The organism is Bacillus sp. FSL L8-0199 (genome assembly GCF_038005705.1).
Taxonomy (GTDB): domain Bacteria; phylum Bacillota; class Bacilli; order Bacillales; family Bacillaceae_G; genus Bacillus_A; species Bacillus_A cereus.
The window spans coordinates 4,993,323-5,016,837 of sequence record NZ_JBBOTS010000001.1; the positions used below are offsets into that span (position 1 = coordinate 4,993,323).

Genomic DNA, 23,515 nt, shown 5'->3' on the forward strand with positions numbered 1-23,515 from the left:
CGAGCTTTTTTTATTATTGCACTTGCTCTAAACCATTTGGAGTAATCTTAAAGGAAATTTCTTTAAACTTTTTCTTATCTCCTTTTCCAACTAACTCACTATTTTTATACCAATTCAAACGATCTGATTCCGCATGATACACTTTCACTACATCTCCATATTGGAAGGAAGTTCCGTTTACTTGCTCAGCAAAATTCTTTGAAGTTTCTTGTCCTTCTGCTGTTACATGTTTTTTCTCCGTTCCATTTTGATCATATAGGGTAATTCCCATATATAATTCATTTTTAAAGTAACTATGAATTTGTTCATTTGTATGCGTTACATGTAGCTTCTTATCTTCATGATTGAACGTTACAATAGAACGAATATCATCACCCAGCCCTTGGTATACAAGACTATCTCCATACGTTACTGTTAGAGGAACTTCTGTCACTTGCTTATTTCCAAACATATCTTTCGTTTCTACTTTTACTTTTTGTTCACCGATTTTTGATGTAGTTGGTTTCTCTACAAATCCAACTACCTCTCCATCTTTTACTTCAACAAAATTTTTCGCGTCTAACTGTTCGCTATCAGTTCCAATTACTACTTTTTGTGGCACTGCTTTTACTTCTTGCAACATATCCATTCTCTCAAAGCCTTTTTCTGTTACTTTGAAGAATAGTTCTTTTGCCCCTTTTTTCTCACCTTGACCAGTAAGTGTATTATTTTGATACCATTTCAAACGAATCGGTTCTGCGTGGAATACTTTCACTACATCTCCATACTCGAACTGCATACCATTCACTTGCTTCGCAAAGCTCTCTGATGTTTCTTGTCCCTCTGCTGTTACATGTTTTTTCTCTTTTCCTTCTCCATCGTATAACGTGATCCCCATGTATAGCTCTTTATTAAAATACTCATGAATTTCGCTATCCATATCAGTTGCATGGAATCTCTTCTCTTCGTGCTTTAAAGTTACAATTGAAGCAATATCATTGCCATATCCTGCATATGCAATGCTATCTCCATAAACCACTTCTAATGGTACTTCTGTTACTTGCTTATTTCCAAAACGATCTTTCGTTTCTACTTTGGCTGTTTGTTTTCCGATTTTCATTGTAGTTGGCTTTTCTACAAAGCCAATTACTTCTCCGTCTTTCACTTCAACAAAGTTTTTCGCTTCTAGCTTTTCTGCTTCTGTTCCGACTACTACTGTTTGTGGCTTTGCTGTTACTTCTTGCAATGATTTTAATCTCTCAAATCCATTTTCAGTAATTTTGAAGAATAATTCTTTTATTTCTTTATTTTTTCCTTCTCCCACATATAAACCTTTTTGATACCAATGTAAACGTGAAGACTCTGCATGGTATACTTTCACCACATCTCCATATTCAAATGCTAACCCATTTAATTCCTTGGCAAGAACTTCTGTATTTTCCAAGCCTTTTACCGCTACATTTTTCTTCTCTCTTCCTTCTTTATCGTACAGTGTGAACTCAAAATACTTTTCATCTTTAAAGTAATCATGAATTAAATTTTTTGTATCTGTTGCACTAAATTTTTTTGTACCATGATGTAGAGTTACGGTTGACTTCAAATCTCCCTCCCTAGTATAGTTCAATCCATATACAAGTAGGCTATCCCCATATCCAACATTCACTACAACTGGAATAAAATTCTTATTCCCTTTTCTATCTACAATTTCTACTTTTACAGTTTTTTCTCCAACTTCAGGCTTATCTTGCATAATCACACCTGTTGTCTTTACACCTTCTCCTAAATTCTGTACAAGTTCCTTTGCTTTTTTCTCATCATGTGTAGTACCGATTACTACATTTTGTATTTTTTCATTATTTGGCTCGCCATATGGAACTTCATATAACTCAGTTTGTTTTTCACGAATTGGATTGCTATCTGTAGATAACCATATTTCTTTTTCTAATTTTGGTAAATTTAATTTTTCAATCTTTTCTCTCGTAGCATCATTTGCAAATAATCCCCATTTATCAAAGAAAGGAATTAAATTTTGTCCTGCCACTTTTGACGTCATATAAATAAACATCTGCTTTTTCTCTTCATCAGATTTAGGCAGTTCTGTGTCATGTAACAAACGATACATTTGATGTAAATTCGGATAGAATTGATCCCCATAAGCTAAATGTAACTGCCAAAACATAACTAATTTCTCAAATACATCCATCTTTTCTTGTGCATCCGGTTTACCTAAATAAGCAAATGCAGCTTCATAGCGCCCCTCTTGCTCTAACCTTGTTTTATGCCCGAATGTAGTTTGAACTGCCAAAGAATAAATATTAACGGTTACTTCTCCAAGTCCATCCCATAACCAAGTGTCTTGTTGATGTTGATGTCCAACTTCATGCCAAGGCCCCCATCCATCATTAGTTAACTCTTCTAGATTTAGTACTGACTCTAAATTGCCTTTACTATAAGCTGTTCGATAATAAGTCGCATACATATAATCGTCTGTATACCAGTCTTCAACAAAATGAATGGAATGTTTACCTTGATTCGCAACACCCGCACCATCTTTTGATAAACCTGATATCTTATGTTCTATATTAATTATTTCATCGTGCTTCTTTAATAACTCAGCTGGATCTTCTTGCTTCAAATGTTCCGCCACAGTTTCAGGATGCATAGTTAATAAACTATTTTCTCCCTTCATTTCTATTGCATATGGATCAGGATTCTCTGCCAACATACGCTTCCAATCTTTTGTCGTATGCTTTCCTAAAATAAATAAAGGATTTGATGTACCACCTTTTTTCACTTTAGCCACTACTTCTCCTGTGTTGTGATAATTATAAAAGTATAATAGCCCCCCATTTGGAGAAGAAATTTTATTCTCACCAGAATTTAAGTTGAATTGTTTAGGTTCTTCTTTTTCATAAGAATATGTACCAATATAAGCTTTAATCTGTTGAGTCCCTTCTACTTGAATAACTACTTCTTCACCTGGCTTTACATAAATGCCAGTTGGTTCATAAGGAGAAAAACTCATTCGACGCTGATGCAACTCACGCATCCCTTCTACATCACCTTTTGGCAGCAATTGATACACTCGCTCTTCTTGCTGTTTCTCCTTATCTTCAATCGTCATCTCTGCATACACCTTAGGTAATTCAAGTCCATATGGCGTCAATAACGTAGCTAAACAAACACTAGCTACTAATACCCTACTTGTCTTTTTCTTCGACATAATCTGTGTCCCCTGTTCCTTTATTTAGATAAACTATCCTATATATTCACCTAATAAGTAATCCTATTATTTCTATAAAAACATTTGATGAATGGACTAACACCTCGCGCACCTGTATATATTACTACCGCATTTCTCTCCATGCATTCGCTTTCTTACATTGTAAAATTTTTATGTAATATGCCCTCCTCACTTCTCTCTATTTGTGATGAGTTCTCTTGCTACATAAAAAAGAGAATAGTAAAAGATATTTGTCAGTATTGTCATCTATACATCTAAAAATAAAAATAGCAATAAAAACTTACATTTTCTTCATATATGACCATCTATAGGTAGTTTTTCCAACTGAATTTTACACGCTTTTACCTTCATTTAATAGCCTCCCCCCCAAGAATAATATTACAATTTTGTGAATTTAATCTATTAATCGTAACGTCAGGATTTTATTATATTTATATTATTTTTAAATATAATTTAACCTTTAAAAACACTATTTCTATCCATTTTATTTTTTTCAATATAACTTTTATCCTCACATACAAAAAGCATTGGCATACGCCAATGCTTTTTCATTATCTCTTTTGATTCGGTTTATGCGGTTCATTTGGAGTATATGGCTTATTTGGTTTATTTGGAGCCTCAGCCTTTTTCCAACTTACCGCTAACTCTGGACTTGTTTTTTCTTCACTACGCTCAAGTAATACTACTGCATTTTGAATAGTCGGTGTACCTTTATGCGCAATCCCTTGTAATTTCGTTAAATTTCCTGATACTTTAAAGCTAAATCCACCAGCTGGTGTTTGTTTCGGAATTAAAATGCGGAACTTGTCTCCTACATTAAATTCTGTTTTTGTTTCGCCTTTTTCATTTGCAAATTTCACGCCCGCTGGTGCACCTGTTGCTTGCACTTTATACGTTCCGCTTTTTGCATTTGTTTCTACTGTATATAAACCTGTTTCAAAGAAATCATTTTTTAATACTGCTTCTTGTTCTTCTGTAGGAGTTACACTCATCGTAATTTCTTGTAACTCTTCACTAGCGCTTGCTTTTGCAACGATGTCTTTCGTTACTTTCTCTACATTTTTATTGCGGAAATCTAAATCATTAATATCGATTTGTTTTAACGCATTCCACACTGCAAGCTGCGTTGCGTAATGTGCTTCTCTCCAATCAGAAACACCTAATTCTTGTGGACTCTTTTGTGGATATCCATTCAATAGTACACGGTATACGTTAATATCCACTTTCCCCATTTCCGGTAAATCTTGACCGCTTGGAGATTTCAAATCTACATTTAAGCAAAAAGCAATTTTGCCATCTGCCGTTTTAATAAGCTCTGTTCGAATTGGTTTCTTCTTTGACTTACTATAACTCCAATTCATTTCATACTTTGTATGGTCCATAACTTCTGCAAATGCTTTTTGAAGCGGGAATAACACAAATAAAACACTTAAAAACATAGCTAAAATCTTGAACGATTGCTTTATATTCATGTTTACAGCCCCTTATCACAAACTTAATACTAAGTAGTATTTATTTAGAAACTATTTTTATGCACAAAAAAAGAGTGCTTTTACGCACTCTTCTTTCTTACTTTAATCTTAGAAATCGAAGTTATCAGGATCCGGACCAACGCGGTGATTTTGATTTAACGCATCGATTTTTTCCATATCTTCTTTCGTTAATTCGAAATTAAATATATCGGCATTTGCAATAATGCGGTGTTCTTTCGTTGATTTTGGAATAGTGATTACTCCATTTTGAAGATCCCAACGTAAAATAACTTGCGCTGTTGTTTTACCGTGTTTCTCAGCAATTTCTTGTAATTTTTCATTATCTAATAATTGACCTTGCATAAGTGGTGACCATGCTTCCATTTGAATACCTTGTTCTTTACAGAAAGCTTGTAATTCTTTTTGTGTTAAACGAGGGTGGTATTCTACTTGGTTAATCATTGGTTTAATTTCTGCATCTTTCATTACATCTTGTAAGTGATGAATTTGGAAATTACTTACCCCAATTGCACGTACGCGTTTTTCTTTATAAAGTGTTTCTAACGCTCTCCACGTATCTTTGTATTTCCCTTCTACAGGCCAATGAACAAGGTATAAATCTAAATAATCCAGCTCTAATTTTTTTAAGCTTTCTTCATATGCAGCAAGTGTCGTTTCATATCCTTGATCCGAATTCCACACTTTTGAAGTAATAAATAAATCTTCACGAGAAATGCCTGCTTCTTTTATACCCGCGCGAATGCCTTCACCTACAGCTTTTTCATTTCCGTAAATTGCAGCTGTATCAATGCTGCGGTATCCTGCTTTAATCGCCGATTTCACTGCTTCTACAAGTTCTGGTCCATCCTCTACTTTAAATACACCTAAACCGAACCAAGGCATTTCTACACCATTATTTAATACTGTTTTACTTTGTAAGTTTTTCATTTTATTTTCTCTCCTTTTATTTTACTTGATCTCTTTTTTCTAATGTCATACTCCACGCAGTTAAAACAACAGCACCTACTACCATAATTCCACCTACCCAAGCCGTATGAATTAATCCTAACGAGTTCGTTACAATACCGCCCAAGTAAGCACCAAGAGCAATTCCTGCGTTAAATGCTGCAATGTTAATCGCCGATGCTACATCAACAGCGCTAGGTACAAACCTCTCAGCTAATATAACAACATACACTTGTAGTCCTGGAACATTCATAAATGCGAATAGTCCCATGAAAATAATTGTGATGAATCCAGCGACTTTAAATGGCGCTGTAAATGTTAAAACAAATAATACAATCGCTTGAATAAAGAACATGTAAAATAACGCTCGAATCGGATTATGATTTGATAATTTTCCCCCGACCATATTCCCAATCGCAATTGCAATTCCGTATACTAACAAAATAATTGTAACGGTACTTGCTTTAAATCCTGTTACTTCTTGTAATAACGGAGATAAATACGTAAATGTTACGAACGTTCCCCCGTATCCTAATGCAGTAATAATAAATACAAGTAACAGTCTTCCATTCGTAATCAGCTTAAATTGATCGCGAAATGATACAGACGTACCTTTTTTTAAATTAGAAGGAATTAGCATACTATTGGCGATTAAAGCAACGATTCCAATGGCCACAATAACAATAAACGAGGCCCTCCAGCCAAATTGTTGACCGATAAATGTTCCAATTGGTACACCTGTAATAGTCGCAACCGTTAAACCAGTAAACATAAATGCTATTGCACTTGCACGTTTATTCTCAGGTACAAGCGCAGCCGCAATTGTAGATCCAATTGACATAAAAACACCATGCGCAAATGCAGATACAACCCTCGCAATAAGTAACACAGTAAAACTTGTTGCTACCGCCGCAATTCCATTACCAATAATGAAAATAATCATAATCCACATTAATAACGTCTTTCGCGACATACTAGCTGTTAATGACGTTAATACTGGAGCACCAAACGCTACTCCTAATGCATATAAAGAAACAGTTAACCCCGCTGTTGTAACAGAAACATGTAAATCCTCTGAGATAGATGGTAATAAGCCGACACTAATAAATTCAGTTGTACCAATTCCAAACGCACTAATTGCTAGTGCTAATAAAGCAAACATACTTCTCCGATTCGTCTGCATAACCGAAGAAGATACTGTATATGAATTCAATTGAACTCCTCCTTAATGCGAGAAATCCAATCATAATAGTATGATAAAAAGGCCTTTTTATCTTCTACAAAAATAACTTTACTGTTGATATACGCTATTATGAATGGCTTTACTCTTTTTTTGAAGAACGCACTTAAAAGTACGATAGGTACCTAAAAGTAACATAGGCACTTTTTAGTACCGTACTACTCATTTTCCTCTTACGTATGCTATTATGGAACATATTCAACATGATAAAAAGTACGTACTTTAAAGTGCTATAGGCACTTTTTAGTAACATTTAATTATTTAGCTTCTTTTGTTGGAGAACTTAAATCTACATTCATCAAAGGAGATTTTTATATGAAGAAATATAATATTCCCGTTGAAGCGACTTTAGAGGTTATCGGTGGAAAATGGAAGGTTGTTATCCTTTGTCATCTAACGAAAGGCACAAAAAGAACGAGTGAACTAAAACGTTTAATGCCTGGGATTACACAAAAAATGTTAACTCAGCAATTACGTGAATTAGAAGACGATGGGGTCATTCAAAGAAAGGTATACAATCAAGTACCACCAAAAGTAGAATATTCACTTACAGAATACGGTTGGTCTTTAGAGTCCATTCTTGATTCTCTTTGTACTTGGGGCGAATGCCATCTTGAAAAAAGCGGTAACACATCGATGCTAATTGTAGAAGGTGAATAATAGGAAAAAGGAAAAAACGAACATGAATTTGTTCATTTTTTCCTTTTTTTCTTTATATGTATATACATTTCTAACTGGAACAAAATATTTTATACGCTTTCATACCTTGTCAGCACTACGTTATACACTCAATATCAAATAATTAGGAATCATTTTTATGTTAACATAGGTGTATATAGTATATAATATAGGATATATATTATATACACTTTCCGGTAACGGAGCTTTTCCATTATGCGGACAAGCCATGTATCGGACAGTTCATAAATAATAAGTAAGACGTTATGGTTTTAGATTTATGTTTGCAGCTTACTTGCTGTCGTAAATTTAAAGGCATTTTATTGTGTTTTGTGAAACTTTGTATAAAGTTTCGTAAACGTTTACTATCTTACTTATAAAAAATAAGAGTATTGCTATCGTAAAGGAGAATTGGAGATGCCAGAAACTATGACTCAAACAAAGCCAGAACAAGAAACTGTACAAATTTCTGCTAGCCAAGGACAACTTGATGTACTTGATCAGTTGTTAAAACCTGAGGTACAAGAATCATTAACAACACTAGTAGAACAGCTTCCAAAATTAACTGAGCTTGTTAACATTTTAACTAAATCTTATGACTTCGCTCAAACTGTTGCTACTGATGAAGTATTAAAAAGCGACACTGTTGGTGCAATTACAGAGCTTGTAGAACCTGTAAAAGATACAGTGAAAAGCATGGCTGCAACTGCAATCGAAGCGAAAGATCGTGCTGAAGAAAGCAACGAAGTTATCGGCCTATTCGGTCTTTTAAAATTATTAAAAGATCCACAAGCACAAAAAATGTTCCGCTTTGTGAACGCATATCTTCAAATTAGTGCAGAACGTAACAATAAATAATTTAACTTATAACAACAATTAGTAAAGACGGGGGATATCATACTATGTCAAAACAAATTGTCATCTTAGGCGCTGGTTATGGCGGTCTTCTTGCCGCTTTAAACGTACGTAAATATTACAGCAAATCAGAAGCACAAGTTACAGTGATTAACCAATACCCAACACACCAAATCATCACTGAACTACACCGCCTTGCAGCTGGTAACGTGTCTGAGCAAGCAGTTGCAATGCCACTTACAAAGCTTTTCAAAGGGAAAGACATCGATCTTAAAATCGCAACAGTTGAGTCATTCTCAGTTGATAGCAAAGAAATCAAACTAGCTGGTGGCACTACTTTATCTTACGATGCACTTGTAGTTGCTTTAGGAAGTAAAACTGCTTACTTCGGTATTCCAGGACTAGAAGAAAACAGCATGGTATTAAAATCTGCTGCTGATGCAAACAAAATCTACAAACACGTTGAAGACCGTATTCGTGAATACGCGAAAACGAAAAACGAAGCTGATGCTACAATCGTAATCGGTGGTGGCGGATTAACTGGCGTTGAGCTAGTTGGTGAGCTTGCTGACATTATGCCTAAACTTGCAAAAAGCCACGGCGTAAATCCAAAAGAAGTGAAACTTCTTCTTGTTGAAGCAGGTCCAAAAATCCTTCCAGTATTACCAGACCACTTAATCGAACGTGCAACTACTAGCCTAGAAGCACGCGGTGTTACATTCTTAACTGGTCTTCCTGTAACAAACGTTGCTGGCAATGAAATCGACTTAAAAGATGGTCAAAAACTTGTTGCTAACACATTCGTTTGGACAGGCGGCGTACAAGGTAATCCATTAATCGGTGAATCAGGTCTTGAAGTTAACCGTGGACGTGCAACAGTTGATGCATACCTACAATCTACTTCTCACAAAGACGTATTCGTTGCTGGAGACAGCGCAGTTGTCTTCGCTCCAGACGGACGTCCATACCCACCAACTGCACAAATCGCTTGGCAAATGGGTGAGTTAATTGGATACAACTTATACGCAGCACTAGAAGGCAAAGCATTAGAAGAGTTCGCACCTGTAAACTCTGGAACACTTGCTAGTCTAGGACGTAAAGATGCGGTTGCTACAATTGGAGCAAGCAATACTCCACTTAAAGGCTTACCAGCATCATTAATGAAAGAAGCAAGTAACGTTCGTTACTTATCACACATTAAAGGTCTATTCAGCTTAGCTTACTAATCTGAATATAAGCCCGAATCATGCCCTGCATGGTTCGGGCTATTTTTTATCCGTAATTTTCTCTAACTTATTTATTCGTCAAAAAAATTATATACCCTTTAAATTTATCTAAATATACTGACTTTTTACAATAAAAGCTGTCCCGTTCGGAACAGCTCTTATTGTCGCTTTTTGTCGATAAATCGATATATTGGGAAAATCGCTGATATATTCGGATTTGCGCTGATATATTTCAAAAATCGCCGATATAATTCGAGTTACGGTCGATATATTCGAAAAATCGCCGATATATTTTCCAGCCTTACTTATTATCCTAATTTCACAAGACTGTAGTTCTTCTTCCCTTTACGAATAATAATAAATCTTCCATCAAATGAATTTTCTACAGTAACATCTGTACCCACATCTGTTACTTTCTCACCATTCATAGAAATCGCACCATTATTAATGTCCTCGCGTGCTTGTCGTCTAGATGGTTCAATCCCTAAATCGACTAGCCACTCTACGATGTTTTTCGTCTCTTTTGAAGACTGGAATGTTGGCATTTCTTTAAAGCCTTGTTCAATTTCATCAGCTGTTAACGATTTAATATCTCCGCTAAATAACGCTGCTGTAATTTTCTCAGCTTGCAGGAACGCCTCTTCTCCATGAACAAATTTCGTCATTTCTTCCGCTAACACTTTTTGCGCTTCACGTTTATGAGGTTCCGCTTCTACCTTCGTTGCTAATTCATCAATACGCTCTTTCGTTAAGAACGTAAAGTATTTCAAGTATTTAATTACGTCACGGTCATCTGTATTTACCCAGAACTGGTAAAATTCAAACGGCGTCGTTTTTTCAGGATCAAGCCAAACCGCACCACCCGCTGATTTACCAAACTTCGTACCGTCCGATTTTAATAATAACGGAATCGTTAATCCGAATACTTTCGCCTCATGACCTTCTAACTTACGAATTAAATCTAAACCACTCGTAATATTTCCCCATTGGTCACTACCACCAATTTGCAGCTGAACATCCTCTTTCGTGTATAAATGGTGGAAATCCATCGCTTGCAAAATTTGGTACGTGAATTCTGTGAAAGAAATACCTGTATCTAAGCGACTTGCTACAATATCCTTCGCTAACATGCTATTGATGCTAAAGTTTTTCCCGTAATCACGTAAAAACTCAATAATATTTATTTCATGTGTCCAATCATAGTTATTTACCATCTTCACTTCGCTATTTCCACCAAAATCAAATAGCTTTTTCATTTGTGCTGTTAACGCATCTACATTATGCTGAACCACTTCTAACGTTTGAAGCTGACGCTCTGATTGTCGTCCACTCGGATCACCAATTGTTCCTGTTGCCCCGCCAATTAAAATAACAGGATGATGGCCAGCTAATTGGAATCTCTTCATCATCATAAACGGAATCAAATGTCCGATATGCATACTATCACCAGTTGGATCAACTCCGCAATATAGTGAAATCTTTTTCTCTTCTACTAGCTTACGTAAGCCTTCTTCGTCAGTCTGCTGATTAACGGCGCCGCGCCATTCTAATTCATCAATAATATTCATCATTTGTCATCCCCTTTACTTTTTAAAAACAAAAAAGCCCCTATGTCTACGATAGACATAGGGACGATTATTCACCGTGTTACCACCCAGTTTGCATAAATAGCATAGCTACTCATACCACTCTTAGCAATAATATCGATTGCTAGTCCGCTTAGCATTACCTAAGATACTCCAGAGTGTAATTCGCAAGTTTGTTTGTGCTAGGTTCCAGCAACCCCTAGCTCTCTCGTTAACAGTGACAAACTGCTACTGGGCTCTTTCAACGTATGTTATTTGTTAAATTATTAGCCATTATATTGAATCGAAAACAAATTGTCAACAATACCCAAATGTTATTTTAAAATAATTCATATCTTCATACGTATTTCGTTATTCTTTATCTTCTCCAATAATCCTTACTTCTCGCTCCAACTTCACGCCAAATTTCTCTTCAACTGTCTTTTGTACGAAGTGAATTAAATCGATGTAATCTTGTGCTGTTCCGTTATCAACATTCACCATAAATCCAGCGTGTTTTAAAGAAACTTCTACTCCACCAATTCGCTTACCTTGTAGTCCTGAGTCTTGAATTAACTTACCAGCAAAGTTATTTGGTGGGCGCTTAAATACGCTACCACATGAAGGATATTCTAGAGGCTGTTTTGACTCACGTTTAAACGTTAAATCATCCATTTTGGCTTTAATTTCTTCATGTACACCTTCTTCAAGTTCAAATCTCGCTTCAAGAATAATGTAATGGTTGTTCGCAAATACACTCTTACGATATCCAAATTCAAATGCTTCTTTCGTCAAAGTACGTAGCTCTCCATCACCTGTCATTACGACAGCTTCTGTTAATACAAACGAAATTTCACCGCCGTATGCACCAGCATTCATATATAATGCTCCGCCAACTGAACCTGGAATACCACAAGCAAACTCAAGACCCGTTAAGTTATGGTCTAAGGCAATACGTGATACGTCAATAATTGCTGCACCACACTGTGCTACAATCGTCGTTCCTGTTACAGTAACACCTGTAATATGAATTAAACTTACTGTAATCCCGCGAATTCCACCATCTTTAATAATGACATTCGATCCATTTCCTAAAAACGTAACTGGAATATTATATTCGTTCGCATATTTAATAACTTCTTGAATTTCATCATAATTTGTAGGCGCAACAAAAACATCTGCTTTTCCGCCAACTTTAATATGCGTATGATTCTTTAACATTTCATCTTGTTTAACATGTCCTTCAGGCAATACCGTACTTAAATATTTATAAACCTCTTGCATATTCATTTTACGATTCCTCTATTTCTATATTCATTTTATCCCGTTATACGGGCCCATAATATCCCCACGTACATGAAAGAACCTAAAGTGGTGGATACAGTGTACCCAAAATCAATTCGAGACACCTATAAACCTCTTAATTTATAAGAGGTGCCAATCATATTAAAATATATATTGCATAATAAAGCAACCCAAATGGACTACTAAACTTGACATGTCATCAGAAAGACAACAATTTGTAAAATATGTGACTTTTTCAAAACACTATCCCTCAGTATCTTACTATACCATATAAAAAGAAAGTGGTATTTTTTTGTACTTTTTACTTTATTTACATCAACAAAAAGAGCACATCCCACAGAATGTGCTCTTTCTATACTCTTTATATTACTTTTCGTTCTCTTCTTTTTCTTTATCAAACCATAACAGCTCATCGTTATCAACTTCACCATTATAATTGATTAAAATTTCTTCTCCTGCTTTTATATCTTTATAAGCATAGAAGTTAAATGTATGATTCTCAAAAACGATGTCATACGTTGCATTCGGTGTATATGAATGATTAAATAACATACCATATCCTAAAAGGATTGCCGTATGATTGATTCCATACTCAAATGCGTAATCAGCAAGTAACGTTTTCTCAATATGTTCATGCTGTTCATTCGGATAAGAGATAACTGGTGCTGCGTGTATCAACTCACCCTTTTTAATATCACGAGTTGCAAATACACCTCTATTAAATTCTCCATCACTAAGTTCAGAAGTCTTAACTTCGATCATATGCGTCACCTATATAATTCTTTCTTTGAAGTATTTTATTCCGCTATTTGCGGATAGCTTGATTGGTGAGGGCTAATAATCAGTATGTACTAGTCTCACTTTATCTCCTTAAGCTTGGCAGAAAACGCGCAGAAAAGCAATTAAATTCCTATCAAGTATTCGTTTCAATGAAAAAAGAGCACATCATTCGTGCTCTTTCTAAGCAATATTACTTTTCTAAAATATCTTCTAACAACTTCACTTGCTCGCTAACAGTTTGTAACGTCTTCACTGACGTATCATTTCGATGTTTTTCTTCTTCCACACTCGCTAGCACTTCTTCTGTAGCTGTAGAAGTTTGCTGAATTACGTTAGAAGCATGCGTAACATCCTTTACGATATTCGTCGTTTTAACTTGGAAACTTTCTTGATGAACAACAACCTCTCGCATTACTTCATTAATCGCATCAATAAACTTCCCTAAATCAGTTACATTTGTTAAAACACTTGCTAACATCTCGTTACATTCTTCTTGTACTCTTTCTGATTTCTCTACCTGCACTTCTACCTTACTTGCTTGATTACTAAACTCCTTCAAAATCCCTTGAATTCTTCCCGCAGAACGATTTGATTCTTCAGCAAGCTTTAACACTTCACTCGCTACAATAGCAAAACCTTTTCCATGCTCGCCTGCCCTCGCAGCTTCAATATTTGCATTTAAAGCTAGCAAACTCGTCTGACTTGAAATATTCGTTATTACATCTACAATTTCATTAATTTGTTTCGATTGCATCATTAAATCTCTAAATATAATTCCAGACTGTGAAACAACATCATTTAAACTTCTCATGTTAGTTTCAAAATTTCTTAGAGTATGTACACTACCTTTTGAAATTTCTAAGCTTTCATCCACACGAGCCGATGCAGTTCTTACTTGAGAGATGATTTGTTCAATATTTCCCTCCATATCATTCAATACTTCTACCGAACGATACATCATCTCTGATTGTGATTGCGTACCAACTGCCACCTCTTCAAAGGCAAAATTAATTTCACTCATCGATTCCATCGACGTGTTCATATTTTGTCTTAAATGATTGAAATTACTATCTAGTTTCACAACTGTTTCTTCAATAAGTCTTTGCGTCTCTTCTAACTCCTGAGCTTTTCTCATTACTTCTTGCTTCTCATCACTTAAACGAAGGAGCAGATTAGAACCGATTTTCGTGACGCCCCACATAGCGATTGTTACAATCGCTAACAAACTTGCGAAATTAGCAGCTTCAGACGAGGCTGTATAAGCAAAAAATTGCTCCGGCCAATAGCTACAAAGGATAAATGTGATCACAACAGCTATCCCGCCAAGAATTAAAATGAGGCGCTCACTTAAGTAAATAAGTGAAACAGCTAATGTAAAATAGACCATTTGAAATACAGCCGGGCTTTCATTAAAAGCTTGTACCATAATGTAAGACATTGTAAGCAACATAAATGTCATGATATATTTATACACTGATTCCATACTTTTTATAAAAGTAAAAAGCGTTCCAAATGCAACGACAGAAATACCACAAATCCAAAATGCTATTGCTCTCTCTGTAAAAATATATCCATAATACCCAATCGCGATTATCCCAAGGAAGAAACTACAAATCGTTATAAACAGTAATAAATGATTTTTCTGTGATTCTTTCTCAAGGTTAGAAAAACAAGTCCTCTTTAACCACTCCATATGAAGCCCCACCTTCTACTTATACATATCAATTACTTCAGTTTAAATACCGCACTTACTGGGTTATGATCGCTATTTTCAAACTTTAAATCTTTCCCTTGTACATTTACAATCTCTACATTCGGTGAAACGATAAAGCCATCAATAATAGTGACGAAATTTTCACCTTCTACATATTTCTTTACATCATCTCTTACAGTCATAACAGACGGATCTACAGCCCACTTAAAGCCACCGTCTGTAAAGTCCTTCGGTAACTCTACTAACCACTCAGGACGCTCTTTCACGAACTTCGGATCACTTAATTGAGCGTTCGAAACCAATTGATTCCAATCTCCACCCATTATTACGTAATCACCATTTTCATAATGCTTGTTCATATATTCTTTTAAATACTCTACTTGCTGTTTTCTAATTTTCCCGCCTTCATCATAAGCAGACAAATGTAAATTTACGAGTCTAACATGTTTCCCATTATTAACAGGAATTTTATATTCCACAATTGCTCGATCTAAATCAAACAAACGCTTTGGCCAAGGCTCCATTCCAGGAAGCTGGAACCTCTTCGCTTCTTGAACAGTGTATTTAGAAAACGTACTTAATCCAGCCTCCGCATATCCCATTGGATTTGTTATTGGCACTGGAACCCATTTCGTATCGTAGTTCTTGCCAAATGACGAAACATAATCAGGTAATCCTTTTTTCAAAAATTCATGTCCATTTACATCAAATGAACGAAGTGACTTTATATCAACTTCTTGTAATAGCGCAAAATCACTATTCTCATTTTGTAAAAACGAAAGCATATTCTTTAAATTAGTTTCCGTTTGCTCTTTACTACTTGAACCAGATCCCTTTCCACCATCCATAAAGAAATCTTGGTCCTTATCTAACCCAGCATATCCAATATTAAATGTTGTAACTTTAAATTCATTTCCAGTCGCTAATACGCGCTCCTTATTATTCTCCACCTTCAAGCTTATAACATCAGCAGGCTGTTCTTTAGTAAGTGTCATATACGCTAGAAACCCTCCTACAATGCCCGCTACTACTAAAACACATATAAATACGATTTTTAAAAATTTCTTCAAATAAATGACTCCTTTTCACGCGAATTTATTTTTCTTTATTTTCAGTCAAATGAAACAAAACGACACACATAAGAAACATTTTATCATAATTAAAACTGTATATCACTATATTTAGTTGATAAGTAATCGATCCCATTTTAATTACTTAAAAAACCTTCAGACATCAAAAAAAGAAAAGTTACACCCACCTCCTCACTGGAAATTAAACGGTATATTTAGTACACTATATGTAATAATCATAGGCGATGGAGTTCGCCATAAACGCTGCTTAGCTAATGACTCCTACCAGTATACATACTGGTAGGAGTCTATTTTTTTGAGCAAGCTATTTAAAGAGGTGAGAAAATTGATTTATATTATCGTCGGCATTGCCGGTATATTAGGAGCTCTTTCTCGTTATTATTTAGGCCTTAATATCACCACATTTTGGCATCATTCATTTCCATTAGCAACATTACTCATTAACTTAATTGGTTGCTTCTTCTTAGCGTGGCTAACTACTTATATCGCTCGGCTAAACATCTTACCTTCAGAGATTATCACAGGCATCGGAACTGGATTCATCGGTTCCTTTACGACTTTTTCAACATTTAGTGTAGAAACTGTGCAATTGATCAATCATTCTGAGTGGAGCATAGGCTTCTTATATGTATCATGTAGCATACTTGGTGGCCTCATTATGTCTGGCCTTGGCCATACAATTGGAGATTTCTTAATTAAGAAATCTCTTACGGAAGGTGATTACTCATGATAGAAGCCTTATTAGTCGCAACAGGAGGATTTTTCGGTGCGATTACACGATTTGCAATTAGCAATTGGTTTAAGAAAAGAAATAAAACACAATTTCCAATTGCTACATTCCTTATTAATATAACAGGGGCATTTTTACTTGGATATATAATTGGCAACGGATTCACTACAGGCTGGCAACTATTATTAGGTACTGGATTTATGGGCGCATTCACTACATTTTCTACGTTTAAATTAGAATCTGTTCAGCTTCTCAATCGTAAAAAACTATACATCTTTCTTTTATATTTAAGTGCTACTTACATAATTGGTATCGCCTTTGCCTTCCTTGGAATGAAGTTAGGCGGAATATAAAAAAGCGACTCTATTGAGTCGCTTTTTTTCATAAGAAATATGTCCCGCCATATGGAATGGAAAATAAACCAGCTGGATGTACATCGTAATGTATAATTTGCATCGGAAGTTGTGAATAGGGCATATACTGACTTTGCATCATTTGTGCAAAATATGCTTGTTGCTGCATTTGAATAGCTTGATTCACAGCATGAATTGTCCCTTGTGCCCCAGCCAGCGTAATAGCAGCTCCTACTTGTCTACCATTATAAAAATAATAATTCATCATGATTCATCTCACTTATTCTTTTTCTTCCATATAGTATGTTTCTATTTCATAGTGAGTGTTTTGTCCCTATCTATTGCCCTTTTTCAGCTTTGAAGTAATAAATCCAAATAGCAATATACCAATACCACTAAGGAACAATATATAACTTATCGGTACTAGGAAAAAGAAAGGTTCTTCAAGAAATCCATCCGCTCCTACTTTACTGTTTGAAGCATGTATCGTTAAAGAAATAATCGCTAAAATCATGAAAGAAATAGCTACTACGTATTTATTTTTCATTTCACATTCTCCTCTACTTATGTAATTCCCCTTAGATTCTTACCATCATATTATCTAAAAAATAATTATTGACTAAACAAACAAAAAAAAGGTTTGCAAAGCATCTTAAATCACTTCGCAAACCTTCTAAATTATAAATATTTACACTTCAAACCTCTTGCTTAATACAATATACATTGCGCAAAATAGCACGAATATCCCAGCATAAATTAACAAAATCTCTACACTAAACATATCCGACAATGGACCAAATATTATCATTCCTAAAGGAAGCGCGCATGAATTCGCAATTTGTACAAGGCTAAACATCCGTCCGTGCATTGATGGTTCTACTTTCTCTTGCAATAACACAGTAACTGGTGTATTGAAGCACGGCATTGTTATACCAATTAAAAAGTTAAATACTAAATACATAATAAATACCGGAGCGATCCCTAGTCCAATCATAAGCAGTCCATACAACGCACAAGCTAGCGCTGTTGTATGATTACGGAAACCACCCCACGCTGCAATCAAAATGCCACCAGCTGCCGCTCCCACACTAAAGGTCATCTCACTAGCAGTAAGTCTCCACATTTCGGCCCCGAAAGAACGAGTTACCATTAAAGGTGTTAAAAAAGCAGCTGGACTTATTAAAATCATGACGATAATCAATAAAACGATTAGCCTTTTAATAAATACATTTTCTTTTAAATAAGAGAATCCTTCTTTAATTCCTTGTAGATTAGATTTTTGCTTATTCTCTACATTCGCATGTCCTTCCACCTGAATAATAAACATAATACTAATTCCAATCATAGCCGTAATAACATCAATAAAAAATGTTGTTTCAATGCTGGAAATAGAAAGAATCGTCGCACTTGCTGCTGGAGAAAGAAACATAATTAAAGATGTAATACTGCTATTTATTCCATTTACTTTCATCAGATACTCTTTCGGAACGATTTGCGGAATTAATGCATTCACAGCTGGCGTTTGTACTCCTGTTCCAGCTGAACGAATGAGTAACACAATAAAAAGTAACCAAATACTTTTATATCCTGTTAAAAATAAAATTGCTAAGACTAACGTCGCAATCGCTATAATTCCATCCGATAACATAATCATCTTTTTACGGTCATAACGATCAATCCAAACACCTGCAAACAAAGATATCGCAATTTGTGGTAAAAAACCGCAAACAGTTGAAATAGTCAACATCACTCCTGATGATGTTGTAAGGGTGATATACCATATAATCGCGTATTGCATGAGAGAGGAACCGAACAACGAAATAGTTTGAGCGGTCAAAAATAATATAATTTTCGTTTTCCAATTGTTTTCACTCATATGTTTCACCCCCCCTTAACTAATCCTGTCTCTATATGAAAGATGCTATCTGCCCAATCAAGATAAAAACTTGCTTCGTGAGATACGAGTATAATGCTGCCCTTAAACTTAATTAACGCCTTTTGCAAAGCTTCCTTCGCTTCTGCATCCAAATGATTTGTCGGCTCATCTAAAATTAAGAAGTTACAAGGTGATAGTAATAATCCACACAGTTTCACCTTCGATTGTTCACCACCACTTAACGTACGAATTTCTTGCGAAACGTGCGTATCCTTCACTCCACACGCAGCTAAATGATGGCGTATTTCCTTCATATTCAGTTTAGGAAACTGTTCTGAAATAATTTGAAGCGGCGTTAAAGAATCATTGCTCCAATTTAAATCTTGCTCATAATATCCAATCTTTATTTGCTCTGAAAAGTGAAACTCTCCAGAAATACTAGCAATATTTCCAACGATTGTTTTTAATAAAGTAGATTTCCCTACTCCATTGAAACCTGTAATAACAAGTTTTTGCCCACCCATTACTGAAAAATTCAACTTTGGTAAGAGAGCGAAGTCGTAACCAACTTCAAGATTATTTACTTCAAGAACTGTCTGAACTGAAATGGGAAGTTCCTGAAAATGAATAGACGGTTTATGATTAAAACTTGGTGGCGCAATTCTTTCCATACGCTGTAATTGTTTTCTACGACCTTGCGCTATTTTTGAATTCACCCCAGCAATATTTCTACGAATATACTCTTCCGTTTTTTCAATTTTCTTTTGCTGTGCATAATATTGGCGAATATAATCTTTTCGCAAATGCTCCTTTTGTCTTACAAAATCTGAGTATTTGCCGTAATACTTCTTAACTGTTCCGAACTCTACATCACATATGCAAGAAGTTACCTTTTCCAGAAAATCAAAATCATGTGATACGACAATAAACGCTCCTTCAAAATTCATTAAATAATTAGCAAGCCACTCCACATGCTCCTTATCGAGAAAATTCGTCGGTTCATCTAGCAATAAAATATTAGGCTCTTCTAATAAGAGCTTTGCTAAAATTACCTTTGCACGCTGCCCTCCGCTTAATTCACCAATCACACGATCCATCCCAATCACATCAATACCTAAACCGGCTGCCACCTTATTCGTAATACTATCTACTGAATAAAAATCACGGGCCTCGAGCAGTTCTTGAATTTCTGCCGCTTTCAATAGTTGATTTTCATCTCCAGTCATCGCACTTTCTTCATATAACTTGTTCATTCTCTTTTCCATTGCATACAAATCATAAAAGGCTCTCTTTAAATATTGTGAAATGGTATAACCCTCATCAATTTCTGCGTATTGATCAAGATGTCCAATTTGAATATTAGGTTGCCACTTTATGTCTCCCTTATCAGGAATAATTTCCCCCACCAATATTTTCATTAATGTGCTTTTTCCTGCACCATTCTGTCCAACAATTCCCATATGCTCCCCTTTATGCAAATCAAAAGAAGCATTTTCGTATAATACTTTATCTATAAAACTATGTGATAAACTTTCAACTTTAAGTAAACTCATTTTTATTCCTCTTTTCCTGAAATTAAAAAAAGCAGAGAGATAGCGTCATTCGACACTAGCCCTCTGCTTCGTGGTTTTTCCTATACTACTCCAATTTACAGTAAAGACTCATCGGAATAATATACACAAAGGGCCATAGACAAAGCATTGTCTATGGCCCCTTAATCTATTTTATACACCAGCTGAAAAACCATAACGAAATAAGCATAGATACACTATACTTTTTTAGAAAAGTTATTCAGCCGATGAATATAGGGGATTTATACCCCTTGATTAAGCTCCGTACAACGCTTCACCGTATACATTTGTGCGGAGCAAAGTTTTCTAATGAGTTTTACAAATTTTATATAAAGCATATTATGCACCTTCCTTAATACTTAAAAAGGATTTTAGCATACGGTTTTACGAAGCGTCAACATTACTTCCGAATCTTTCAACTACTTGTTTTCAAAATATTGCTTCTGAAACATACACATTCTTATCGCATTATGATAGTTACCATCAACGAAAAACTCATCGATAAGCTCACCTTCTACCATAAACCCAACTTTTTTATAAACATGTACTGCCTTTTCATTTTCCTTATCCACAACTAAATAAATCTTATGCATATTTAATACAGAAAAAGCGTAATCCATTGCTAAACGCGTCGCATCCACTGCATAACCATATCCTTGATAATTCGGATCAATAATAATTTGGAATTCTGTTCTACGGTGAATATAATCGATTTCTACTAACTCAACTAATCCAACCATCTCATTGTCTTTCTCAACGATAAATCGGCGTTCGCTTTGATCATGTATATGTTTATCGTATAAGTCTTGCAGCTCCACAAATGCCTCATACGGCTCTTCAAACCAATACGACATAATATGCGCATTATTATTCAGTTCGTGTACAAACTTTAAATCTTCTCGTTCTAATGGACGTAACTTCAATTCCTGATTCATTCCTATAACCTCCAAGTAAAAGAAACCTCTTCACTTAATTTCTCAATTTTTTTCGATTTCAAACGCCCTAATTTCATTGTAAACTTTCAAGCAACTTGAAGGTCAAGATGTAAAAAAGTAGTGCAAACTTACGTCTGCACTACTACTCTTTTCTCAAATCTCTCATATTTGATATGTATAAAGCAATAACTAAAACAAGAATTGCCCCTGCGTATAATAACGTCTCCATCGGTTCCTCATGAGACACAATAATTAATCGAATTAAGGCCGTAATTCCGATATAAATAAAATAGCGTAACGGGAAATGATAGTTCGATTTAAAATACTTAATAATTAATGCAATGAACTCGAAGTATAAGAAGTAGACGATGATACTTTCAACCAATTTATAAGACGTATACTCTTTTGCCGAAAAAATATACTGTACAAACGTAATTGTCTCATTCACTAAGAAAATTGATAACACAATGGATAATATAATTAAGGCTATATTTAATATCCATTGCAAAACACTAGCTATAACATGATCGATATTAAATGACTTCATTTTCTCTTTAGACTCCCCTTCGTATAAGTACTTATTTATTATAGCAAAATTACGATTGGAAAGAAGTTAAATCATATATTCGTCCTTTGTTGTTGCCAGTGAAGGTGATGTTCATTGTTTGGAGGAGTCTTTTAACCGCAGAACTAGATTCCATATTAAGAAATTCCCTCAATTCGCTATTAGTAGTTATCACACTAAACAGAAGTGTGTAATCTTGTACAGCACGTAAATGAGCATGTTTAGACATACTATTGCAATTTGAACAACGCCATCCCTGTCTTTCTTTTAACATTGCCATTGTAAAACATTCCTCACACTGTACACCCTTTAGCAATTCCTCTTTTTTAATTTTATATTGCGCAAGAACATTTTGACGTTGCGGAATGTGCTCATTCATAATCTGGCCTATAAGTCCATTTATATTATCAATCACTTTTTCTTTATATTGATTTTTAATCTGTTTTATTCTATTAGGTAAATTTGCACTGTGGATAATTTTACTAGACAGTATTTCATCTGAAGTTTTAATAATTGTACGAGGGGAACTAATTACAACGAGGGATTCAATCGGAATATTATGTAAATCATGTAGATTCAGCCATTTTCTCAGTTGCATCTCTTGCCGTTGCAGTTGTAAAAGCGGATTTGGGAATCCTTCTTCCGTAGTACCATCTACTATTCGAATAAGTTGATTGAACTTTGCATCAAAAATTAATGTACCAATAATATTTTTTATTTCAAGAAAAAGAAGAAAATAAGATGAAACTATGAGAGTATCAATTTGGAAATAATGTTTTTGATCAAATAACCTAATATCATGTAAAATACTGTATTCTGTTTCGGGTAAAAAACTAAGTGGATATTCAATCGCCTGCTCTCCTTTATAGCCGGCCATAAATTTCGCTAGACTTTCAACCACCACATTCCTTTTTGGATGATGAGCAGGCAATCTTCTAAGTAAAGCTTCTAATTGCAGCAAATATACGGGCATTTTCCGCTCTTTCACAATCATTTTTATCCCCCTCCAAAATATATCAGCGATTTTTCAAATATATCAGCGCAACTCCAAATATATCAGCGATTTTCGAAATATATCGGCGCAACTCCAAATATATCAGCGATTTTCGAAATATATCGACTTACCGACAAAAACCGACACAACATACACACATAAAATCTTATACACAGTATAACATCACATCTAAAATCGCAATGTAAGCATAATGTGTATACCCCAATGTGATTACGCCAGTTTCAAAATAAGAAATTTACATTCACCCCCATGTAAAAGACCTTTTTATAAGTATGAAAAAATTTTAGGAATTAGTTTATCTTTTTTTAATGTTTTATTTAGAGGCAGTTTATAGTCGGGGATTAACATAAGAAAC

The 23,515-nt window shown here is 35.1% G+C and carries 21 protein-coding genes, 1 riboswitch and 1 other annotated feature; of the genes, 5 read left to right on the forward strand and 16 right to left on the reverse strand.

Annotation, left to right across the window (positions count from 1 at the left end):
- Nucleotides 1–13: 13 nt before the first annotated feature.
- The 4 genes from NST86_RS25905 to NST86_RS25920 all read right to left on the reverse strand — a co-directional run bounded on the left by NST86_RS25905 (nt 14) and on the right by NST86_RS25920 (nt 6,844).
- Entirely contained in the window at nt 14–3,202 is a 3,189-nt protein-coding gene (locus NST86_RS25905) for a putative mucin/carbohydrate-binding domain-containing protein (RefSeq protein ID WP_061664388.1), read from the reverse strand.
- A gap of 572 nt (nt 3,203–3,774) precedes the next feature.
- A complete protein-coding gene (locus NST86_RS25910; RefSeq protein ID WP_001022513.1) occupies nt 3,775–4,695 on the reverse strand; it encodes a thioester domain-containing protein in 921 nt (306 codons plus the stop codon).
- A gap of 108 nt (nt 4,696–4,803) precedes the next feature.
- Nucleotides 4,804–5,643 (reverse strand): aldo/keto reductase, encoded by an 840-nt coding sequence (locus NST86_RS25915; RefSeq protein ID WP_000793548.1) that lies wholly within the window; start codon nt 5,641–5,643, stop codon nt 4,804–4,806.
- 16 nt (nt 5,644–5,659) lie between these two features.
- A complete protein-coding gene (locus NST86_RS25920) occupies nt 5,660–6,844 on the reverse strand; it encodes an MFS transporter (RefSeq protein ID WP_162840098.1) in 1,185 nt (394 codons plus the stop codon).
- A 372-nt stretch (nt 6,845–7,216) separates the two neighbouring features.
- On the opposite strand from NST86_RS25920, the gene NST86_RS25925 reads away from it, so the two are divergent.
- The 3 genes from NST86_RS25925 (at nt 7,217) to NST86_RS25935 (ending at nt 9,660) form a co-directional block, all read left to right on the forward strand.
- Complete coding sequence (locus NST86_RS25925; protein WP_000760475.1) at nt 7,217–7,561, forward strand: winged helix-turn-helix transcriptional regulator; 345 nt, start codon at nt 7,217–7,219, stop codon at nt 7,559–7,561.
- A 435-nt stretch (nt 7,562–7,996) separates the two neighbouring features.
- Nucleotides 7,997–8,437, forward strand: a complete 441-nt coding sequence (locus tag NST86_RS25930) for a DUF1641 domain-containing protein (protein ID WP_001115311.1) — start codon at nt 7,997–7,999, stop codon at nt 8,435–8,437.
- 44 nt (nt 8,438–8,481) lie between these two features.
- The gene (locus tag NST86_RS25935) at nt 8,482–9,660 is read left to right on the forward strand and encodes an NAD(P)/FAD-dependent oxidoreductase (RefSeq protein WP_000043203.1); all 1,179 of its coding nucleotides are present in this window, start codon (nt 8,482–8,484) and stop codon (nt 9,658–9,660) included.
- 308 nt (nt 9,661–9,968) lie between these two features.
- Here NST86_RS25935 and tyrS read toward each other — a convergent pair whose 3' ends face one another.
- From tyrS to NST86_RS25960, 5 genes are all read right to left on the reverse strand, one after another.
- Nucleotides 9,969–11,228 carry a tyrosine--tRNA ligase gene (gene tyrS / locus NST86_RS25940; RefSeq protein ID WP_016118864.1) on the reverse strand — a complete coding sequence of 420 codons (1,260 nt, stop codon included), beginning with the start codon at nt 11,226–11,228 and terminating at the stop codon, nt 9,969–9,971.
- A gap of 56 nt (nt 11,229–11,284) precedes the next feature.
- Nucleotides 11,285–11,500 (reverse strand) — a binding site (T-box leader).
- 97 nt (nt 11,501–11,597) lie between these two features.
- Complete coding sequence (gene murB, locus NST86_RS25945) at nt 11,598–12,515, reverse strand: UDP-N-acetylmuramate dehydrogenase (protein WP_001057102.1); 918 nt, start codon at nt 12,513–12,515, stop codon at nt 11,598–11,600.
- A gap of 381 nt (nt 12,516–12,896) precedes the next feature.
- Nucleotides 12,897–13,292 carry an SET domain-containing protein gene (locus tag NST86_RS25950; protein ID WP_000573649.1) on the reverse strand — a complete coding sequence of 132 codons (396 nt, stop codon included), beginning with the start codon at nt 13,290–13,292 and terminating at the stop codon, nt 12,897–12,899.
- A 208-nt stretch (nt 13,293–13,500) separates the two neighbouring features.
- Nucleotides 13,501–15,003 carry a DUF4077 domain-containing protein gene (locus NST86_RS25955; RefSeq protein WP_061664389.1) on the reverse strand — a complete coding sequence of 501 codons (1,503 nt, stop codon included), beginning with the start codon at nt 15,001–15,003 and terminating at the stop codon, nt 13,501–13,503.
- Nucleotides 15,004–15,035: 32 nt separating this feature from the next.
- On the reverse strand, nt 15,036–16,094 hold the full coding sequence (locus tag NST86_RS25960) for an endonuclease/exonuclease/phosphatase family protein (RefSeq protein WP_063263852.1): 1,059 nt from the start codon (nt 16,092–16,094) through the stop codon (nt 15,036–15,038).
- Between the two features lie 232 nt (nt 16,095–16,326).
- A riboswitch (Fluoride riboswitch) is annotated at nt 16,327–16,386 on the forward strand.
- Nucleotides 16,387–16,440: 54 nt separating this feature from the next.
- Here NST86_RS25960 and crcB (NST86_RS25965) point away from each other — a divergent pair.
- Both crcB (NST86_RS25965) and crcB (NST86_RS25970) read left to right on the forward strand, forming a co-directional pair.
- The gene (gene crcB, locus NST86_RS25965; RefSeq protein ID WP_000639314.1) at nt 16,441–16,845 is read left to right on the forward strand and encodes a fluoride efflux transporter CrcB; all 405 of its coding nucleotides are present in this window, start codon (nt 16,441–16,443) and stop codon (nt 16,843–16,845) included.
- Complete coding sequence (gene crcB / locus NST86_RS25970; RefSeq protein ID WP_000568575.1) at nt 16,842–17,198, forward strand: fluoride efflux transporter CrcB; 357 nt, start codon at nt 16,842–16,844, stop codon at nt 17,196–17,198. Before crcB (NST86_RS25965) ends, crcB (NST86_RS25970) begins: the two co-directional genes overlap by 4 nt.
- Nucleotides 17,199–17,226: 28 nt before the next feature.
- Here the strand turns inward: crcB (NST86_RS25970) and NST86_RS25975 are convergent, their stop codons facing one another.
- The 7 genes from NST86_RS25975 to NST86_RS26005 form a co-directional block, all read right to left on the reverse strand.
- Nucleotides 17,227–17,466, reverse strand: coding sequence for a DUF3947 family protein (locus NST86_RS25975; RefSeq protein WP_061664390.1), 240 nt, complete (start codon nt 17,464–17,466; stop codon nt 17,227–17,229).
- Between the two features lie 66 nt (nt 17,467–17,532).
- The gene (locus NST86_RS25980) at nt 17,533–17,745 is read right to left on the reverse strand and encodes a DUF3955 domain-containing protein (protein ID WP_000792610.1); all 213 of its coding nucleotides are present in this window, start codon (nt 17,743–17,745) and stop codon (nt 17,533–17,535) included.
- Nucleotides 17,746–17,886: 141 nt separating this feature from the next.
- On the reverse strand, nt 17,887–19,074 hold the full coding sequence (locus NST86_RS25985; protein ID WP_061664391.1) for an MFS transporter: 1,188 nt from the start codon (nt 19,072–19,074) through the stop codon (nt 17,887–17,889).
- Between the two features lie 5 nt (nt 19,075–19,079).
- Nucleotides 19,080–20,627, reverse strand: a complete 1,548-nt coding sequence (locus tag NST86_RS25990; RefSeq protein WP_061664392.1) for an ABC-F family ATP-binding cassette domain-containing protein — start codon at nt 20,625–20,627, stop codon at nt 19,080–19,082.
- 437 nt (nt 20,628–21,064) lie between these two features.
- Complete coding sequence (gene speG, locus NST86_RS25995; protein ID WP_001071092.1) at nt 21,065–21,580, reverse strand: spermidine N1-acetyltransferase; 516 nt, start codon at nt 21,578–21,580, stop codon at nt 21,065–21,067.
- Between the two features lie 142 nt (nt 21,581–21,722).
- Nucleotides 21,723–22,127, reverse strand: coding sequence for a phosphate-starvation-inducible protein PsiE (psiE, locus tag NST86_RS26000; RefSeq protein ID WP_000834708.1), 405 nt, complete (start codon nt 22,125–22,127; stop codon nt 21,723–21,725).
- Nucleotides 22,128–22,176: 49 nt separating this feature from the next.
- Entirely contained in the window at nt 22,177–23,139 is a 963-nt protein-coding gene (locus NST86_RS26005) for a nuclease-related domain-containing protein (protein WP_061664393.1), read from the reverse strand.
- Nucleotides 23,140–23,515 lie beyond the last annotated feature (376 nt).

Excerpts from the sequence above, each read along its gene's own strand:
- speG (WP_001071092.1), bottom strand. The coding sequence starts at position 21,580 with ATGAATCAGGAATTGAAGTTACGTCCATTAGAACGAGAAGATTTAAAG.
- NST86_RS25915 (WP_000793548.1), bottom strand. The coding sequence starts at position 5,643 with ATGAAAAACTTACAAAGTAAAACAGTATTAAATAATGGTGTAGAAATG.
- NST86_RS25975 (WP_061664390.1), bottom strand. The coding sequence starts at position 17,466 with ATGATGAATTATTATTTTTATAATGGTAGACAAGTAGGAGCTGCTATT.
- NST86_RS25935 (WP_000043203.1), top strand. The coding sequence starts at position 8,482 with ATGTCAAAACAAATTGTCATCTTAGGCGCTGGTTATGGCGGTCTTCTT.
- NST86_RS25990 (WP_061664392.1), bottom strand. The coding sequence starts at position 20,627 with ATGAGTTTACTTAAAGTTGAAAGTTTATCACATAGTTTTATAGATAAA.
- tyrS (WP_016118864.1), bottom strand. The coding sequence starts at position 11,228 with ATGAATATTATTGATGAATTAGAATGGCGCGGCGCCGTTAATCAGCAG.
- NST86_RS25910 (WP_001022513.1), bottom strand. The coding sequence starts at position 4,695 with ATGAATATAAAGCAATCGTTCAAGATTTTAGCTATGTTTTTAAGTGTT.
- NST86_RS25985 (WP_061664391.1), bottom strand. The coding sequence starts at position 19,074 with ATGAGTGAAAACAATTGGAAAACGAAAATTATATTATTTTTGACCGCT.
- NST86_RS26005 (WP_061664393.1), bottom strand. The coding sequence starts at position 23,139 with ATGATTGTGAAAGAGCGGAAAATGCCCGTATATTTGCTGCAATTAGAA.
- NST86_RS25930 (WP_001115311.1), top strand. The coding sequence starts at position 7,997 with ATGCCAGAAACTATGACTCAAACAAAGCCAGAACAAGAAACTGTACAA.
- crcB (WP_000568575.1), top strand. The coding sequence starts at position 16,842 with ATGATAGAAGCCTTATTAGTCGCAACAGGAGGATTTTTCGGTGCGATT.
- murB (WP_001057102.1), bottom strand. The coding sequence starts at position 12,515 with ATGAATATGCAAGAGGTTTATAAATATTTAAGTACGGTATTGCCTGAA.
- NST86_RS25920 (WP_162840098.1), bottom strand. The coding sequence starts at position 6,844 with ATGCAGACGAATCGGAGAAGTATGTTTGCTTTATTAGCACTAGCAATT.
- NST86_RS25980 (WP_000792610.1), bottom strand. The coding sequence starts at position 17,745 with ATGAAAAATAAATACGTAGTAGCTATTTCTTTCATGATTTTAGCGATT.
- psiE (WP_000834708.1), bottom strand. The coding sequence starts at position 22,127 with ATGAAGTCATTTAATATCGATCATGTTATAGCTAGTGTTTTGCAATGG.
- NST86_RS25925 (WP_000760475.1), top strand. The coding sequence starts at position 7,217 with ATGAAGAAATATAATATTCCCGTTGAAGCGACTTTAGAGGTTATCGGT.
- NST86_RS25950 (WP_000573649.1), bottom strand. The coding sequence starts at position 13,292 with ATGATCGAAGTTAAGACTTCTGAACTTAGTGATGGAGAATTTAATAGA.
- NST86_RS25905 (WP_061664388.1), bottom strand. The coding sequence starts at position 3,202 with ATGTCGAAGAAAAAGACAAGTAGGGTATTAGTAGCTAGTGTTTGTTTA.
- NST86_RS25955 (WP_061664389.1), bottom strand. The coding sequence starts at position 15,003 with ATGGAGTGGTTAAAGAGGACTTGTTTTTCTAACCTTGAGAAAGAATCA.